This window comes from Ponticoccus litoralis (assembly GCF_039769985.1).
GTDB classification, from domain to species: Bacteria; Pseudomonadota; Alphaproteobacteria; order Rhodobacterales; family Rhodobacteraceae; genus Ponticoccus; species Ponticoccus litoralis.
Genome location: NZ_JBDNCH010000004.1, coordinates 252,969 through 269,244, shown reverse-complemented (window position 1 = coordinate 269,244; position 16,276 = coordinate 252,969). Strand labels below are relative to the sequence as shown.

The 16,276-nt window shown below is 66.5% G+C and carries 15 protein-coding genes and 3 pseudogenes; 13 read left to right on the top strand and 5 right to left on the bottom strand.

Annotated features, from left to right (window positions below):
- Positions 1-24 precede the first annotated feature (24 nt).
- The 11 genes and pseudogenes from ABFB10_RS21905 to ABFB10_RS21850 all read left to right on the top strand — a co-directional run bounded on the left by ABFB10_RS21905 (position 25) and on the right by ABFB10_RS21850 (position 8,855).
- Positions 25-849, top strand: a complete 825-nt coding sequence (locus ABFB10_RS21905) for a carbohydrate ABC transporter permease (protein ID WP_347168345.1) — start codon at positions 25-27, stop codon at positions 847-849.
- Positions 850-853: 4 nt separating this feature from the next.
- Positions 854-1,720: a carbohydrate ABC transporter permease gene (locus ABFB10_RS21900; RefSeq protein WP_347168344.1), complete on the top strand. Its 867-nt coding sequence runs from the start codon at positions 854-856 to the stop codon at positions 1,718-1,720.
- A gap of 3 nt (positions 1,721-1,723) precedes the next feature.
- Positions 1,724-2,803: pseudogene (locus ABFB10_RS21895) on the top strand (ABC transporter ATP-binding protein); the annotation flags it as partial.
- 38 nt (positions 2,804-2,841) lie between these two features.
- Positions 2,842-3,924, top strand: coding sequence for a mandelate racemase/muconate lactonizing enzyme family protein (locus tag ABFB10_RS21890; RefSeq protein WP_347168343.1), 1,083 nt, complete (start codon positions 2,842-2,844; stop codon positions 3,922-3,924).
- A complete protein-coding gene (locus ABFB10_RS21885) occupies positions 3,925-4,254 on the top strand; it encodes an L-rhamnose mutarotase (RefSeq protein WP_347168342.1) in 330 nt (109 codons plus the stop codon).
- The gene (locus ABFB10_RS21880) at positions 4,247-5,305 is read left to right on the top strand and encodes a Gfo/Idh/MocA family protein (RefSeq protein WP_347168341.1); all 1,059 of its coding nucleotides are present in this window, start codon (positions 4,247-4,249) and stop codon (positions 5,303-5,305) included. The genes ABFB10_RS21885 and ABFB10_RS21880 overlap by 8 nt, the downstream gene beginning before the upstream one ends.
- Complete coding sequence (locus ABFB10_RS21875) at positions 5,298-5,744, top strand: MaoC family dehydratase (protein ID WP_347168340.1); 447 nt, start codon at positions 5,298-5,300, stop codon at positions 5,742-5,744. Before ABFB10_RS21880 ends, ABFB10_RS21875 begins: the two co-directional genes overlap by 8 nt.
- Positions 5,741-6,055: a UxaA family hydrolase gene (locus tag ABFB10_RS21870; RefSeq protein WP_347168339.1), complete on the top strand. Its 315-nt coding sequence runs from the start codon at positions 5,741-5,743 to the stop codon at positions 6,053-6,055. The genes ABFB10_RS21875 and ABFB10_RS21870 overlap by 4 nt, the downstream gene beginning before the upstream one ends.
- Positions 6,052-7,247, top strand: a pseudogene (locus ABFB10_RS21865) (UxaA family hydrolase). The gene ABFB10_RS21870 and the pseudogene ABFB10_RS21865 overlap by 4 nt, the downstream one beginning before the upstream one ends.
- Before the next feature lie 14 nt (positions 7,248-7,261).
- Positions 7,262-7,998, top strand: a pseudogene (locus tag ABFB10_RS21855) (SDR family oxidoreductase).
- Positions 7,999-8,015: 17 nt separating this feature from the next.
- The gene (locus tag ABFB10_RS21850; RefSeq protein ID WP_347168336.1) at positions 8,016-8,855 is read left to right on the top strand and encodes a fumarylacetoacetate hydrolase family protein; all 840 of its coding nucleotides are present in this window, start codon (positions 8,016-8,018) and stop codon (positions 8,853-8,855) included.
- Positions 8,856-9,005: 150 nt separating this feature from the next.
- Here ABFB10_RS21850 and ABFB10_RS21845 read toward each other — a convergent pair whose 3' ends face one another.
- Entirely contained in the window at positions 9,006-9,458 is a 453-nt protein-coding gene (locus ABFB10_RS21845; protein ID WP_347168335.1) for an Lrp/AsnC family transcriptional regulator, read from the bottom strand.
- A 118-nt stretch (positions 9,459-9,576) separates the two neighbouring features.
- Here ABFB10_RS21845 and ABFB10_RS21840 point away from each other — a divergent pair, with 118 nt between their 5' ends.
- Positions 9,577-10,554: a nucleoside recognition domain-containing protein gene (locus ABFB10_RS21840; protein WP_347168334.1), complete on the top strand. Its 978-nt coding sequence runs from the start codon at positions 9,577-9,579 to the stop codon at positions 10,552-10,554.
- Between the two features lie 557 nt (positions 10,555-11,111).
- On the opposite strand, the gene ABFB10_RS21835 is transcribed toward ABFB10_RS21840, so the two are convergent.
- Positions 11,112-12,245, bottom strand: a complete 1,134-nt coding sequence (locus ABFB10_RS21835; protein WP_347168333.1) for a CaiB/BaiF CoA transferase family protein — start codon at positions 12,243-12,245, stop codon at positions 11,112-11,114.
- A gap of 48 nt (positions 12,246-12,293) precedes the next feature.
- Positions 12,294-13,382 (bottom strand): extracellular solute-binding protein, encoded by a 1,089-nt coding sequence (locus tag ABFB10_RS21830; protein ID WP_347168332.1) that lies wholly within the window; start codon positions 13,380-13,382, stop codon positions 12,294-12,296.
- 154 nt (positions 13,383-13,536) lie between these two features.
- Between ABFB10_RS21830 and ABFB10_RS21825 the strand changes: the two genes are divergently transcribed.
- Positions 13,537-14,352 (top strand): IclR family transcriptional regulator, encoded by an 816-nt coding sequence (locus ABFB10_RS21825; RefSeq protein ID WP_347168331.1) that lies wholly within the window; start codon positions 13,537-13,539, stop codon positions 14,350-14,352.
- An 83-nt stretch (positions 14,353-14,435) separates the two neighbouring features.
- Here the strand turns inward: ABFB10_RS21825 and ABFB10_RS21820 are convergent, their stop codons facing one another.
- Together ABFB10_RS21820 and bamE are read right to left on the bottom strand one after the other, a co-directional pair.
- Entirely contained in the window at positions 14,436-15,788 is a 1,353-nt protein-coding gene (locus tag ABFB10_RS21820) for a TolC family protein (RefSeq protein ID WP_347168330.1), read from the bottom strand.
- A gap of 13 nt (positions 15,789-15,801) precedes the next feature.
- A complete protein-coding gene (bamE, locus tag ABFB10_RS21815) occupies positions 15,802-16,227 on the bottom strand; it encodes an outer membrane protein assembly factor BamE domain-containing protein (protein ID WP_347168329.1) in 426 nt (141 codons plus the stop codon).
- Positions 16,228-16,276: the final 49 nt, after the last annotated feature.

The following is a 16,276-nucleotide window of genomic DNA, read 5'->3' as shown; positions in this document are numbered from 1 at the left end:
CGTGATCCTTGCGGTACCGTCGTAATGATACCGCTGCTGCTGTCGCTCTACTCCAGCTTCACGCCCTACAAGCTGACGCGGCCCGACAGCCTGTACAAGTGGATCGGAACCTTCAACTACGAAAAGGCGCTGACGGACGCCAAGTTCTGGGCGGCCTTCGGGCGCACGGTGCTGCTGCTGACCGTGGCGCTGAACCTTGAAATGCTGTTCGGGCTGGGGCTGGCGCTGATGGTGTCCAAGGTGACGCGCGGCCAGCGCGCGCTGCGCACCATGATGATGTTCCCGATGATGTTCTCGCCGATCCTCGTGGGCTTTCAGTTCAAGTTCATCTTCAACGACAACGTCGGGCTGGTGAACAACGCGCTGCAGTCGCTGGGGATCACCGACATCGCCATCCCGTGGCTGGTGGACGGCAACCTCGCGATGTTCTCGATCATCTTCGCAGAGGTCTGGACCGCCACCTCGGTCTTCGCCATCCTGATCCTTGCCGGGCTCTACGCCATCCCGCAGGACCCGCTGGAGGCGGCCAAGGTCGACGGCTGCACCCCGTGGCAAAGCTTTCGCTTCGTGACGCTGCCCTTCCTGATGCCCTTCATCTACATCGCCATGGCGATCCGGTCGCTGGACGTGGCGCGGGCCTACGACATCGTGCAGATCATGACCAACGGCGGCCCCGCCCGGCGGACGGAACTGCTGTGGACGCTCATAGGACGCACCGGCTACGTCGACGCCCGAATGGGCTATGCGAATGCGATGGGGTATATCTCGATCTTCCTCGCGATCTTCTTCACCGTCTTCTTCTTCCGCAAGCTGACCGCCGCGCGGGCAGAGCTGGGCATGGGGAGCTGAGATCATGGCCAGCAATGCAACCCACCGCAATTGCCGCCGCGCGCTGAAGGCGCTGCACCTCTTCGGCCTGTTCCTCGCCATGCTGGTGCTCTGCGTGCCGGGGCTCTGGATCGTGCTGAACTCGTTCCGGCCCACGGTCGAGATCATGGCCAAGCCGCCGGTCTGGATCCCGAACGAGCTGAACCTCGACCATTACCGCGCCATGTTCGGCGGGGTCGGAGAGGGCGGCGTGCCGGTGCTGACCTATTTCCGCAACTCGCTGATCATCTCGGTCACCTCGACGGCCATCGCGCTCTTGGTCGGCATGGCGGGGGGCTATGCCTTCGCGCGCTACCGCTTCAAGGGCAAGGCTTGGATCTTCGTCGGCCTGATGTGCACCCGCGCCGTGCCGGGGGTGGCGCTGTCGCTGCCGCTGTTCATCCTCTTCGCGCGGATCGGCATCATCGACACGCATTTCGGGGTGATCCTCGCCTATGTGGCGATGAATGTGCCCTTCACGATCTGGCTGATCGACGGCTTCTTCCGGCAGGTGCCGCCCTCGTTGGCCGAGGCCGCGCAGATCGACGGATGCACGCGCTGGCAGGCCTTCTGGCAGGTGGAGTTCCCGGTCGCCAAGGCGGGCATCGCCAGTGCTGGCATCTTCGCCTTCCTCACCTCGTGGAACGAATACGCGCTGGCGGCGCAGCTGACCCGCTCGGTCACCTCCAAGACGATGCCCGTGGGCCTGCTGGATTTCCAGGCGGAGTTCACCCTCAACTGGGGCGGCATGTGCGCGCTGGCGGTGCTGATGATCATCCCCGCGCTCATCCTGACCTTCCTCGTACAGAAACACCTCATTGCCGGCCTGACCTTCGGCGGCGTGAAAGGATAAGACATGGCTCAGGTTCACCTGCGTGACGTGGTCAAACGGTATGGCACCCTAGAGGTCGTCCATGCCATCAATCTCGACATCGAGGACGGAGAGTTCGTGGTGCTGGTCGGGCCGTCTGGCTGCGGCAAGTCGACGACGCTGCGGATGGTCGCCGGGCTCGAGGACATCTCGGGCGGGGAGATCGCCATCGGCGACCGGGTGGTGAACGACCTGCCGCCGCGCGACCGCAATATCTCGATGGTCTTCCAGAACTACGCGCTCTACCCGCATATGACGGTGCGCGAGAACCTCGGCTTCTCGCTGAAGATCGCCAAGCGCCCGCAGGCAGAGATCGACCGCGCGGTCGACGAGGCGGCGGGCATCCTGTCGCTGGTGCCGCTCTTGGATCGCAAACCCGGCGCGCTGTCTGGCGGGCAGCGCCAGCGGGTCGCCATGGGCCGCGCCATCGTGCGCCACCCCGAGGTCTTCCTCTTCGACGAGCCACTGTCCAACCTCGACGCCAAGCTGCGCACGCAGATGCGGGTCGAGATCAAGAAGCTGCACCAGAAGGTGCGATCCACCATCGTCTACGTGACCCACGATCAGGTCGAGGCGATGACGCTGGCCGACCGCATCGTGATCATGCGCGACGGCCATATCGAACAGATCGGCAGCCCGCTGGAGGTCTTCGAGGCGCCGGTCAACACCTTCGTGGCGACCTTCATCGGCTCGCCGCCGATGAACCTGCTGGAAGGCCGCGTTCAGGGGGACACCGTGGTGCTGGCGGACGGCACGGCGGTGCCCCTGCCGCCCGGCCACCGCGTCACCGAGGGGCAGGCGGTGCAGCTGGGCATGCGGGCCGACAACATCATGCCGGTCGGCCATGCGCTGCCCGCCACCGGGCCGGTGGCAGAGATCGACATGGCTGTGACGCTGACCGAACCGCTGGGCACGGAGACGCTGCTGTTTGCCGAACTCGCCGGGGTCGAGGTGCAGGCCAAGATGCTGAACCCGCGCCCGGTGCAGGCGGGTGAGCGGATGCGCTTCCAGATCATGCTGGACAAGTGCCACCTCTTCGACGCGGCCTCTGGCGCCGCGCTGAGGGGTAGGTCATGGCCCGGATCACAAAGGCGCGCGCCTTCATGGTGGTGCTGGAACCGAAGGTTCTGCGCACCGACGCCATCCAGTCCTTCAAGGCGCAGGAAACCATCTTCGTCGAGCTTGCCGACGCCGACGGCGCGACCGGCATGGGCTACAGCTATACCATCGGCGACGGCGGCCCCTCGGTGCTGGCGCTCCTGCAGCACACGCTTCTGCCGCGCCTGATGGGGCAGGAGGGCGAGGCGATCGAGGCGATCTGGCGCGACCTCCTGTTCTTCAGCCACGCGACGGCGGTCGGGCCGATCATGGCGCTGGCCTTGGCGGCGGTGGACACGGCGCTCTGGGACCTGCGCGGGCACCGCACCGGCCTGCCGCTGCACCGGCTGGCGGGCGGGGCCAAGTCCCGCGTGCCCATGTACACCACCGAGGGCGGCTGGCTGCACATCGCCCCCGAGGCGCTGGCAGAGGACGCGCTCTCGGCGCAGGCGCAGGGTTTCCGGGGGTCGAAGGTCAAGATCGGCAAACCCTCGGTCGCGGGCGATGCCGCGCGGTTGCAGGCGGTGCGCAAGGCGGTGGGCGACGACTACGAGATCATGACCGACGCCAACCAGTCGATGACCGCGCCCGAGGCGCTGCGCCGGGTGCCCATGCTGGAGGCGCTCAACATCGGCTGGTTCGAGGAACCGCTGCCCTCGGACGACATCGCGGGCCACGCGCGCCTTCAGGCCGGATCACGGGTGCCGGTGGCGGTGGGCGAAAGCCTTTATTCCCCCGGCCAGTTTGCCGACTACATCGCCGCCGGGGCCTGCGGCATCGTGCAGGCCGATGTTGCGCGGGTGGGCGGCATCACGCCATGGCTGAAGGTCGCGCATCTGGCCGAGGCGCATAACCTCGCCATCTGTCCGCATTTCCTGATGGAGCTGCACGTCAGCCTCGTCTGCGCCGTGCCCAATGCGCCCTGGCTGGAATACATCCCGCAGCTTGACGACATCGCCGCCCCCATGGCCCGCGAGGGCGGCGAGGCGCTGGCGCCCGTGACACCGGGGCTGGGCATCGACTGGGACCGCGACAGGCTGGCGGCGCTGACCACCGAAGGCAGCGCCTTCGAGATACGGGAGGGATAGATGCAACGACACGGACAACTCATCGGCATCGGGGCCGAGGCCATCGCCGAGTACAAGGCGCTGCACGCCGCCGCATGGCCGCAGGTTCTGGAGACGATCACCGCCTGCAACATCCGCAACTACTCGATCTTCCTGAAAGAGCCCGAGAACCTGCTCTTTGCCTATTTCGAATATGTGGGCGAGGATTTCGACGCTGATATGGCCCGCATGGCCGCCGACCCGGTGACGCAGCAGTGGTGGGACCGCTGCAAGCCACTGCAACGCCCGCTGGACACGCGGGCCGACGGCGCATGGTGGGCCGAACTGAACGAGGTTTTTCATCATGACTGAGACCCTGAGACAAAGCGTCGAGATGCCCGAAACCGTCACGCCCGTGGTGATCTTCGGCTCCGGCTCCATCGTGACCGACGCGCATCTGCCCGCCTACCGCGACCTTGGCGTGCCGGTGGCGGGGATCTACGATCCGGACCACGCCAAGGCGGCGGAGGTCGCGGGCCAGTGGGACACCCGCGCGCTGAGCACGATGGCGGACGCGACGGGGCAGGGCCGCGTGATCTACGACCTCGCCGTGCCGCCCGCCGCGATCCCCGGCATCCTCGAGGCGCTGCCAGAGGGCGCCATCGCGATCATCCAGAAACCGCTGGGCGCCGATCTGGCCGAGGCCGACGCGATCATCCGCATTCTGCGCCGCAAGAACATCCGCGCCGCCGTGAACTTTCAGCTGCGCTTCGCCCCCATGAGCCTTGCCCTGAAGGACGCGGTCGCCAAGGGCCTTCTGGGCGAGATCGTGGATTTCGACGCCTGGCTGGCGCTGGACACGCCCTGGCACCTCTGGGAGTTCCTGCTGAAGCTGCCCCGGGTCGAGATCCTGCTGCACTCGATCCATTACCTCGATTTCGTGCGCGACCTGATGGGCAACCCGCAGGGCATCCACGCGCGCACGGTGGGGCATCCGTCCTCGACCGTGTCGAACACCCGTTCGACCATGATGCTGGACTATGGCGAGCGGGCCCGCTGCGCGCTGTCGATCAACCACAACCACGCCTTCGGGCGGCAGTTCCAGGCCTGCGAGTTCCGCATCTGCGGCACCAAGGGCGCGGCCTACATGAAGCTGGGCGTGAACCTCGACTACCCCAAGGGCGAACCGGACGAGCTGTGGCTGAACACCGGCGACGGCTGGCAAGAGGTGCCGTTGCAGGGCAACTGGTTCATCGCCGCCTTCCATGGCCGCTTTGCGCAGGTCCAGCGCTTCGCCGCCGGGTTGGACGAGGCGCTGGAGGGCTCTGCCGAGGACGCCTGGCACACCATGGCGCTGGTCGAGGCCGCCTACGACAGCTCTGCCACCCCCATGCATCCGATCAAGGAGGCTCCTGATGCTTGAACAGGTCAAATACTACGAGGATTACCAGATCGGCGAGGGCCGCGAGACCGTGGGCCGCACAATCACCGAGACCGATTTCGTCGTGCACGCGGGGCATTCCGGCGACTTCTTTCCGCATCACCTCGACGCCGAGTTCTGCAAGACGCTGTCCTTCGGGCAGCGCATCGCCCATGGCACCATGGTCTTTACCATCGGCGTCGGGCTGACCGCGACGATCATCAACCCGGTCGCCTTCTCCTACGGCTATGACCGGCTGCGCTTTGTCGCGCCGGTCTTCATCGGCGACACGATCAAGAGCCGGGTCGAGATCACGGCCAAGGAAGAGATGCCCAAGCGTCCCGGTTTCGACCGCGTGACCGAACGGCTGACCGTGACCAAGCAGGGCGGCGAGACGGCGCTGGTCGCCGATCACATCTATATGGTGGAGATGCGCGGATGACCGGGCCTTTCCTTCTGCTGCACGCGGCGGACAACGTGCTTGTGGCGCGCCGGGCCGCGCCCGAGGGGACAGAGGTCGCGCTGGACAGCGGTGCGGTGCGGCTGACGCGGACGGTCCCGCTGGCGCACAAGATCGCCCGCCACGCCATCGCGCCGGGCGACACGATCCTGAAGTACGGCCTGCCCATCGGCACCGCGACAGAGGCCATCGCGCCGGGCGATCACGTCCACGTGCACAACATCCGCTCGAACTACACGCCGACCCACGCGCTTCAGGACGCGGACGGGGTCAGCGCCGGGGTGGCGCAATGACCCTGACCGGCTATCCCCGCGCGGACGGGCGCAAGGGCATCCGCAACACCGTCGTCGTGGCCTACCTTGTGGAATGCGCGCATTTCGTCGCCTCTAAGGTCGTCGCGGGCTTCCCCGACGACGACGTGCAGCTGATCGGCTTCCCCGGCTGCTTTCCCAACGAATACGCGGCCCGGATGATGGAGCGGCTCTGCACCCATCCCAACGTCGGCGCGGTGCTCTTTGTCTCGCTGGGCTGCGAGAGCTTCGACAAGGTGCGCGCCTCGAACGCGGTTGCCGCATCGGGCCGCCCGGTGAAGACGCTGGTGATCCAGAAGGCGGGCGGCACCATGTCCACCGTCGAGGCGGGCCGCGACTGGGTGCGCGGCGCGCTGGCCGAGATCGGCACGCAGAGCCGCGTGCCCATGGACCTCAGCGAGCTGATCGTCGGCACGGTCTGCGGCGGCTCTGACGGGACCTCGGGCATCTCGGGCAACCCGGCGGCTGGGCGGGCCTTCGATCTTTTGGTCGGCGCGGGCGCGGCCTGCATCTTCGAGGAAACCGGAGAGCTGATCGGCTGCGAAGAGATCATGGCCGAGCGCGCCGTGACCCCCGAACTAGGGCAGGCGTTGCGCGCGGCGGTGCAGAAGGCGGAACGCTACTACGCGACCCTGGGTTACGGATCCTTCGCGGCGGGCAATGCCGCCGGGGGCCTGTCGACCATCGAGGAGAAAAGCCTCGGCGCCTATGTCAAATCCGGCGAGTCGCCCATCAGCGGGCTGATCAAGCCCGGCGACATCCCCCGCGCGGCGGGCTTTACCTGATGGACGTGGTGCCGGACGGCGACGTGCGCTTCGGCTTTCCCAATATCTCGGACAATGCCGAGATCGTCGAGATGATCGCCAGTGGCGCGCATCTGTCGCTGTTCGTGACGGGGCGGGGCTCGGTTGTGGGCTCGGCCATCTCGCCGGTCGTGAAGATCTGCGCCAATCCCGACACCTACCGCGCGCTGGCCGACGACATGGACGTCAACGCGGGCGACATCATCGAAGGCCTGCGCAGCATCGATGCCGTCGGCGAAGAGATCCGCGACCTGGTGCTGGCGGTGGCGGGCGGGCAGCAGACCCGGTCCGAGGCCATGGGGCACCGGGAATTCATCCTGACCTACAAGACTTTCGCGCCGATCGGGCCGGCCTGCCTGCCCGCGGCGTAACCAAGGAGACAGACGTGAAAAGACTGGACGGCAAGACCTGCGTCGTGACGGCGGCGGGACAGGGCATCGGACGCGCCGCGGCAGAGCGGCTGGCGGCAGAGGGCGCGCGCGTCATCGCCACCGACATCAACGAGGCGGCGCTGGCAGAGCTGAACGCCATCGAAGGGATCGAGGCGCAGCGGCTGGACGTGCTGGACGGCGCGGCGATCGCGGGTTTCGCCGAGGCGGTCGGCCCGGTGGACGTGCTCTTCAACTGTGCGGGCGTCGTGCACAACGGCACCATTCTGGAGGCCAGCGAGGACGAGTGGGACTTTGCCTTCGACCTCAACGCCAAGGCGCAGTTTCGCATGATCCGCGCCCTGCTGCCGGGGATGCTGGCGCGGGGGCTGGCTCGATCATCAACATGTCCTCGGTCGCGGGGCCGGTGACCGGGCCGGTCAACCGGCTGGTCTATTCAGCCTCCAAGGCGGCGGTGGCGGGCATGACGCTGGCGGTGGCCAACGACTACGTGACGCAGGGCATCCGCTGCAACGCCATCGCGCCCGGCACGGTCGACAGCCCCTCGCTGCACGAGCGCCTGCGCGCCACGGGCGATTATGACGGCGCGCTGAAGGCCTTCATCGGGCGCCAGCCCATGGGCCGCATCGGCAAGCCCGAAGAGGTTGCCGCGCTGGTGGCCTATCTGGCAGCCGACGAAAGCGGCTTCACCACCGGACAGGTGCATGTGATCGACGGCGGCTGGACCGCCTGACAGGAAGGAAAACAGACATGAAATTCGCACGTTACGGCGCACGCGGCGCCGAGAAACCCGCCCTGGTCGAGGCCGACGGCACGCTGCGCGACCTCTCGGGCCATGTGGACGATATCGCGGGCGATGTGCTGACGCGGCTGGATGCCCTGCGCGACATCGACCCGGCCAGCCTGCCCGTGGTCGAGGGCACGCCCCGTCTGGGCGCCTGCGTGGGCCGCACCGGCAAGTTCATCTGCATCGGCCTGAACTACGCCGACCACGCCGCCGAAAGCGGGCTGGAGGTGCCGCCAGAGCCGGTGATCTTCGCCAAGTTCACCTCGGCCATCTGCGGGCCGAACGACCCGATCCTGATCCCGCGCGGCTCTGAAAAGACCGACTGGGAGGTCGAGCTGGCCTTCGTCGTGGGCAAGAAGGCCAAATATGTCTCCGAGGCCGATGCCATGGACCACGTGGCGGGCTTCTGCGTGGTCAACGACGTGTCCGAACGCGCCTACCAGATCGAGCGCTCGGGCCAGTGGTCCAAGGGCAAGTCCTCGGACAACTTCGGCCCCACCGGCCCATGGCTGGTGACGCCGGACGAGGCCGGCGACTTCGACGCGCTGCACATGTGGCTCGACGTGAACGGCGAGCGGGTGCAGGACGGATCGACCGCGACGATGGTCTACCGGGTGCCCTTCCTGCTGTCCTACCTGTCGCAGTTCTTCACGCTGGAACCGGGCGATATCGTCTCGACCGGCACGCCCCCGGGCGTCGGACTGGGCTTCAACCCGCCGCGCTACCTGAAGGCGGGCGACGTGGTGGAGCTGGGCATCGAAGGTCTCGGCACGCAGAAGCAGGTCTGCCAGAACGATACCTGAGCCGCGCGCGGGCATCGGAAAGGCGCGGCCTGTGCAGGCCGCGCCTATGATGTGTCGGGCCGCCTTCGCCAAGGGTGCAGGTGGCCCGGTGCCTTAATAGAATTCCTCTGGCATATGTTGATTATTCGTTTATTTTCATATTATTGCGCATCATAGTTCAACTGCCGTCTCAAGTTTTGCTGTGCGAATGACCATCATGGTAAAGAAGCGCGCAACATTGGTCTGATCGCGGAACAGTCGGTCGCAGAGCGCGTCGAACTCTTCCATGTCACGCAGGCCCAGCATCAGGACCACATCCGTATCGCCGGTCACGGCATAGGCCTGGGACACGGCCTCTTCTTCAACCGCCAGGTTAAGAAAGCGCCGCATGTGCTGCTCTCCGTGCAATTTTAGCTCGACTGTCACCAGCGCTTTCAGGCCGCGCCCGGTCTTGGCGGGGTTCAGAATTGCCACCACGCGGTCAATGATCCCCGTCTTGCGCAGCCGCCGCACCCGCCGCAGGCAGCTGGACGGCGACAAGCCGACCTCCTCGGCAATCTCCACATTCGTTCGCGAGGCATCCCGTTGAAGAAGGTTCAGAAGCTTTCTGTCGATCCGGTCCATATGTGCATCCCCGCTGTTGGCGGCACTGTGCAATAAAATTGCATATTCATGCAATCTTTGACCGCAAATGCCAGTGGTCTGAGGTATCAGACCAGAGCCATCGCAAAGGAGTGCCCGGATGTCGTTTCTCTCAACTGTCCTGCATAAGACGCGGGAAACGCTTGGACTTTACTATGTCCTTGCCCGGATCACGATCCCGGTGACCATCGCGGCAGAGCTGCTTTCGCGCATGGGCGTCATCGAGGCCGTCGCCCCCGCATTTGCGCCGGTCATGAGCCTTGTGGGGCTTCCGCCAGAGCTGGGGCTGGCCTGGCTGACCGGTATGGTGGTCGGGATCTGGGGTGCGGTTCCGCTGGTTTCTGCGCTTGTTCCGGTCTCCTCCTTGAGCACGGCGGATATCACGGTCTTCTCGGCGCTTCTGCTGTTCGCGCACGCCCTGCCGATCGAGCAGAAGATCGTCCAGAAGGCCGGTCCCGGCATGACTGCCACGACGCTATTGCGCGTTGCCGGTGGCCTGCTCTACGCCTATCTGCTGCACCGGGTTCTGGCGGCCACGGGCTGGCTTGCGGCACCTGCAGAGCCGCTCTGGATTCCGATGAACGCCCCGGACGACTGGGCGGCGTTCTTCATCGGCCTGACAGAGACCATGATCTCCATGCTTGTCATTCTTGTGGGGCTCACCTGGGCGCTGGATCTGCTGAAATACACAGGGGTGCTGGACCTGTTGATGTGGGTGCTGGCGCCGGTGCTGCGCCTTGCGGGGGTCCGGCGCGAAGCGGGCCACCTGACCGCCGTCGGCCTGTTCCTTGGCATTTCCTACGGCGGCGGCCTGTTGATCCGCGAGGCGCGATCCGGCGCCGTGTCTCCCCGCCAGGTTTTTGTGTCCTGCGTCTTCATGGGGTTTGCCCATAGCGTCATCGAGGACACGATGATTGTCCTGGCGCTGGGGGCTGACATCGGCGGGGTTCTCATCGGGCGGATCGCTTTTGCCCTGGCCGCAACCGCCGCCATTGCGGCCCTTGTACGCGCCATGTCCGACGAGACCTTCTTTTCCTGGTGCTTTTGGAAGGCAGAGACAGTCGCGCCTCAGAGGTGATCTGGGATTATACGTTTATAATAGTTGGTTGCTGAGTTTATCTACAGCATCACATGAGGGTGATCCGGGCCTTTCCCGGCAAGCGGCCTGCCTTCGCGCACCGCGCCTTTGGTGCGTTGCGCGGTGTTCCGTGTCTTGCGGTTGTCAGGAGCGGCGCCGGTCGCTTGGATGTGGTCGGCCTGTTCCCTGGTATGTCCTGCGGTGGAGGCCTGTTGATCCGCGAGGCGCGATCCGACGGCCTTTTCGGCCCTTGTGTGAACCAGTTCCGGCGAGATCTTCTTTGCTGGTTCTGGTGGAATCCAGCGACCATTGAGACTTACCGGACAATAAGAAAAATATAATAATTAAAATAGGTTGTGAGGTGTTCTTGTGGCGATACATGAGCGCTGGATGCGCAAATCTACGCCCAGCAACCCGCCTGCCTTCGCGGGCTGCGGCCGTGGCGCCTTGCAGTGCGTCCTGTGCGGGGGCCGCAAGGTTTCTGACCTGCATTGAAGAACAGGCGAGCCGGGCGCAGACGGCCCCATTGGGGTCTGTCTGCGGGCGCCTTGGCTTCCTTACCAGCCGGTATCCAGCAGCGCGTTGGCGTCGCCAAGCGTCGGGGCTGCGGTGCTGGAGGACGGGCGCTGCCCGTCGATGCGCAGGGGCAGACGGGTGGTCTGCATCCGAACCGCGTCGCGGGCGATTTCCTGCGTCATTTCAAGCGTCTGCAGGACGCCGCTGTCCAGAACGCCGTCCCAGTCCATCACCGGCGCGGCCCAGATGTCGGCCTCTATGAAGGCCTGCATCCAGTGCTCGGTGGGCCGGGTCAGCAGGCGCTCGGCAAGGCCTGCCTTGATCTCGTCCCGGGCGGTGAAGGCGTCCCCGGTGGCGATTTCGGCGGACAGGCCGGTGATCCGCGCCAGCAGCTCCAGCTTGCCCATGGCGATGGCCACATGACCGTCGGCGGTCTGGTAGACGCCGTAGGGCGCGGCCAGATAGGCATGTGCGGGGTTGTTGGCAGAGCGCAGCGGCGTGCGGCGGCCATCGTTCAGCCATGTGGTCAGAAGCTCGAATTGCAGGTCGGCCAGCACCTCGATCAGCGAGGTCTCGACATAGCCGCCGATGCCCTTCACCGCCCGCCGGTACAGAAGCGCCAGAACGCCCTGCGCCAGCGCCGCGCCCGCCAGCACGTCGGCGATGGGCAGGCCCATGGCCACCGGCCCGTCGTCGCGCCCGCCCGACAGCCACATCACGCCGGACCGCGCCTGCGCCAGCAGATCCTGGCCCGGCAGGTCGACCCATGGCCCGGTGGCGCCGTAGCCGGTCACCGTGCCGTAGACCACCTTGGGGTTCATCGCCTTCACCGCCTCGTAACCAAAGCCCAGCCGGTCCATGACCCCGGGGCGGAAGTTCTGCAGGATGACGTCGGCGCCCTCGACCAGCCCGCGCAGGCGGTCGCGGTCGGCCCCGGACTTCAGGTCCACCGCGACAGAGCGCTTGTTGCGGTTGATGGCGTGGAAGATCGTGCTTTCGCCGCCGATCTTCGTGTCGGTCAGATAGAGGTAGCGCGACAGGTCGCCCTGTCCGGCGCGTTCCACCTTGACCACCTCGGCGCCCAGGTCGGCCAGTTTCAGCGCGCAGTAGGGACCGGCGAGGAATTGCGAGAAATCGAGGACCTTCAGCCCTGCGAGCGGCAGATCGAGCGTCATGCGGGAAAGCTTTCGAGGAAACGGGCATGCAGGGCGGTCAGCGCGCTGTCATGCGTGGTCTTGCCGGTCAGGGCGTCGAGCAGGATGTGAGAGGCCTCTTCCTGAAACCCCATGTATCCGGCGTGGCGGGGCCGCAGCCAGGCGGCCTCGTGGCTCATGCGGGTCTGGTGGTAGGCATTGCCGGTGCGGGCGTTCACCGTCGCATCGGCCCAGTGCCAGCGCGTTGCCCGGCTGGCCGTTGTTGGCGGTATAAAGGCCCGATTGCACCCCGGCAGAGGCGACCCACAGCGCGAATTCGGTGCAAAGTTCGGGATGCGCCGTGCGCGCCGAGACCGCCAGCCCCGTGCCGCCAAGCGCCGAGCCCAGCGGGCCGGACAGGCCCGCCGCCGGGATGTCGTGGAAGGACAGGCGGTTCGGGCGATAGCCTTCCTGCGCGTAGGGCGCATAGAGGTAGGTGAAGGGGATCATCGCGGCGCGCGCGCCATCGGCCAGCGCATCCAGCGCGGCGATCGGGTCCATGCCGTGGCAGGAGGGGTCCACGGCGTCGGACAGCGCCTGCAGGGCCTCCATCGTGCGGCGCCCGTTCGCGGGGTCGAGGGCGATTTCGCGGCTGACCGGAAAGGGCGTGCCGAGGTTGGCCATCAGGGTGAAGAAGCACATCAGCACATGCGGCGGGCGCAGCGGCAGCAGCACGCGGCCCGCGCGGGCCTCTGCGATTACGGCGGAGAGCTCTGTCAGGGGGGCGTCGCACAGGTCCGGGCGGATTGCCTGCACCTGACAGGCGGCATCCACCGGCAGCGCCCACTGGTGGCCGCCGTAGAAATAGCTGTGGAAGCTCTTGCCCACGGTCTCCGAGGCCAGTTGCTCCAGCAGGGCCAGGTCGCCGTGGCGGTCGATAGGCAGCAGGCAGTTCCGGGCCACGACCTCGCCGACGTGCGGGTGGTCGATGATCATCAGGTCGTAGGTCGCGGCCAGTTCGTCCACCGGCGTGCTTTCGAACCCCTGAAGCGAGCGTTTGTCCCAGTCGATCCGAACATTCGGATGGCGGTCCCGGAAGGCCGCGCTGGCGGCCACCAGCGGGTCGTAGCCCCGCGGGTCGGACCAGGTCATGCCCCTGAGCGTGCGTGTTTCGGCCACGGTTGTCCTCCTCTTTCCGGCAGGATAGCGTTGCGGCTTCACAAGTAAAAGCAAATTTTATATTTAGAGAATCCAGGGTCGGCAGTTGTCAGCCCGACGCGCAGGCAGATAAGATACGCCGACCAGAGGCCGCGATTTCGCGGGCAGGAGCACAATGAAAACCAAGACCGCCGATGTCCGGCAGGATGACGACAAGTACCGCGCGCCCGCCCTGTCCAAGGGGCTGGATATTCTCGAACTGCTGGCCTCCAGCGCCGAGGGGCTGACCCAGATCGAGATCGCGAAGCAGCTGGGCCGAACGACGTCAGAGATCTTTCGCATGCTGATGGTGCTGCGGCAGCGCGGCTACGTGGATCTCTATGCGGACGACGACCGCTATCACCTGACAACGCGGATGTTCGAGCTGGCGCACCGGCATCCGCCGACCCGACGGCTGACCTCGATCGCCGGCGAGGCCATGCAAAGGCTGGCCGATCAGGTCAACCAGTCCATGCATCTCGGCATCATCCATTCGGGCCGCGTGCTGGTCATTGCGCAGGTGGATTGTCAGGACAACAATGTGACCTCGGTGCGCCCGGGGGCGCATATCCCGATCTTCGAGACCGCCTCGGGCCGGGTGCTGGCCGCCTGGATGGAAGAGGACAGGCTGGCAAGGCTGGTCGGGGATGCCGGGCAGGAGCCGCGCGACAAGTACAAGGCCTTCATCGATGACCTGCCCGCCGTGCGGGCGGCGGGCTACTGCGCCCAGCCCTCGCTGACCATCGAGGGGGTGCAGAATATCTCTGCCCCGATCTTCGATTTCCGTGGCGGGGTGATTGCCGCGGTCACGATCCCCTTCGTGCACCGCCTGACGGGAACCTCCGCCGCCTCGGCAGAGGATTGCCGCGCCGGCCTTGTGGCGATGGCTGCCGACATCTCGCGCAGGCTGGGTGCCGGGGCGGCGCTGGACGATCCCGCGCCGTTGGGCTGACCGGGGGCGGAGCGGGGGATCATCGGCCCGGTCACCGGGCCGACGCGCGGCGGCGACTGCCCCCTTTGCCGGGTGGGCCGGGGTCAGAACCGAGTATCCCCAAGCGGATAGCCGTAGAGGCGCGTGCCCTCCAGCCCGAGGGTGCTGCGCAGATGCCCGCTGCGCCTCGCGCATTGCAGCTGGCTTCTGGCGAGTTCGGAGCGCAGCTGCACCAGTTCCGCCTTGCGGGTATAGTATTCCTCTTCGTTGTCCAGAAGCTCGGACAGCTGCCGCGTGCCAAGATCCAGATACTGGCTGCGGTACAGATCGCGGGTTTCGGACAAAAGCGCGATCTGGCGGTGCAGCAGGGCGCGCTTCTGTTTTCCGGCGGCCAGCGACCGCAGCAGCGCGCGCTCCTCGATGCTGCCTTCGAGGTCTGCCGCCTCGACCCGCGCCCGGGCCGCCGCAAGCGTATTGCCCGCCGCCCGGACCCGGGCCCCCAGCGCACCGCCCTTCAGCAAGTCCGACTGCACATCGAGGTTCAGGCCGACCGGCAGCGTATCGGTGCCGATCTCTCCGCGCACCACGGGTTTGAGAACGACACGCGGGGTCATGGCATTCTGCGCCTGTTCCTGTGCCAGCTGCGCGCGCCCCAGTTCAAGCCGGGCCAGAAGGACCTCATCGGTTGCCCCGGCCGGCTTGCAGGAGGGCGCGGCGATGTCGATGCTGCCGCCGCGCGATTGACCGCTCAGCAGCGTCAGGCGGTCGCGCGTCTCGGCCAGCGCCAGTTCGGTGTCGTTGACCAGAAAGGCCGCCGATTGCAGGCGGCGCCGGGTTTCCAGAACGTCGGTCGAAGAGACGGCGCCGCTGGCCGCGCGGGCGGCGACACGCTGTTCCAGCGCCTGCAGTGCCTCGAACTGCTTACGGTAGACGCCCAGAAGATCGGATTGCGTCTGCACGTCGTCATAGGTTTCAAGAAGCGCGATCAGCGCCTCGTCGACCTCTTTCTGGAAGCCGACATAGCTGATCTGCATGTCGAAATCGGCAATCCTGACGGCCCGTTTGCTCTTGCCGCCGTCAAACAGCAGTTGCGACCCGGTCAGCTCGGCAACGGGCTTGCCCTTGCCTGCGGCACCGATCCCGCCGCCCGCCGTCAGGCCAAGCGCCGGAAAGAGCACCGCGCGCTGCACCCGCACCTCGTCGGCGCTGGCGGAAACCCGGCTGGCGGCCTCGCGAACGGCGGGGTTGAGCAACAGCCCGTTGCGCGCCGCGCTCCCGGCATCGCGGCCCTCCGCCGGAGCCAGCGGCGCAAGCCCTTCGGCGCGCTCGATCAGCGCCGCCTCCATGCCATCGGGCGCGGGCAGCGCCGCACAGCCCGCAAGCGACAGGCTCAACAAGGCCAGCGCCAGACCCCTGCGTCCTGCGTTTCCCTGTCCAGAACGTCGATTGCGGATCATGCAGAGAGTATCCTTACCTGGCCCAGATCAGATTTGCGCATTGCGGGCGGCGCCATGCAGCGCGTTCTACCGCTCCGTCATCGTCGAAGAAAACCCGGTATTGGCAGATCAGCCTGTCGCGCCCGGTCAGGGACAGCGACAGGTGGTACTCCAGCGAGCCGTCGCGATAGCCGATCGCCGGACGCCCAAGTGTCCGTTGCAGGTCCAGCCGCGACATGCCCGGCTGCACGCTGCGGATCCGCGCGATCCGCTCTTCGTGGCCTTCGCGGGCATAGGTCGCGTTCATATCCGGGTAGCGACGGGACTCGGACGAGAACCCCGCCTTCGGATCGAGCTGATGGGCCGGGTTCGCCGTCTGCGCGGTTGCGGTGCCCGGGGGCAGAACAAGCAGGAGGGCCGTGGCCAGAAGGGCGCGATGCGCGCCGCCGAATCGTGTCATGTCGTGAACCTCTTCGCGGTCATGTCAGGTGTTGGAAATGGGCCGAAGC

Coding starts and splice junctions, on each gene's coding strand:
- ABFB10_RS21905 (WP_347168345.1), top strand. CDS start 25: ATGATACCGCTGCTGCTGTCGCTCTACTCCAGCTTCACGCCCTACAAG.
- ABFB10_RS21900 (WP_347168344.1), top strand. CDS start 854: ATGGCCAGCAATGCAACCCACCGCAATTGCCGCCGCGCGCTGAAGGCG.
- ABFB10_RS21890 (WP_347168343.1), top strand. CDS start 2,842: ATGGTGGTGCTGGAACCGAAGGTTCTGCGCACCGACGCCATCCAGTCC.
- ABFB10_RS21885 (WP_347168342.1), top strand. CDS start 3,925: ATGCAACGACACGGACAACTCATCGGCATCGGGGCCGAGGCCATCGCC.
- ABFB10_RS21880 (WP_347168341.1), top strand. CDS start 4,247: ATGACTGAGACCCTGAGACAAAGCGTCGAGATGCCCGAAACCGTCACG.
- ABFB10_RS21875 (WP_347168340.1), top strand. CDS start 5,298: ATGCTTGAACAGGTCAAATACTACGAGGATTACCAGATCGGCGAGGGC.
- ABFB10_RS21870 (WP_347168339.1), top strand. CDS start 5,741: ATGACCGGGCCTTTCCTTCTGCTGCACGCGGCGGACAACGTGCTTGTG.
- ABFB10_RS21850 (WP_347168336.1), top strand. CDS start 8,016: ATGAAATTCGCACGTTACGGCGCACGCGGCGCCGAGAAACCCGCCCTG.
- ABFB10_RS21845 (WP_347168335.1), bottom strand. CDS start 9,458: ATGGACCGGATCGACAGAAAGCTTCTGAACCTTCTTCAACGGGATGCC.
- ABFB10_RS21840 (WP_347168334.1), top strand. CDS start 9,577: ATGTCGTTTCTCTCAACTGTCCTGCATAAGACGCGGGAAACGCTTGGA.
- ABFB10_RS21835 (WP_347168333.1), bottom strand. CDS start 12,245: ATGACGCTCGATCTGCCGCTCGCAGGGCTGAAGGTCCTCGATTTCTCG.
- ABFB10_RS21825 (WP_347168331.1), top strand. CDS start 13,537: ATGAAAACCAAGACCGCCGATGTCCGGCAGGATGACGACAAGTACCGC.
- ABFB10_RS21820 (WP_347168330.1), bottom strand. CDS start 15,788: ATGATCCGCAATCGACGTTCTGGACAGGGAAACGCAGGACGCAGGGGT.
- bamE (WP_347168329.1), bottom strand. CDS start 16,227: ATGACACGATTCGGCGGCGCGCATCGCGCCCTTCTGGCCACGGCCCTC.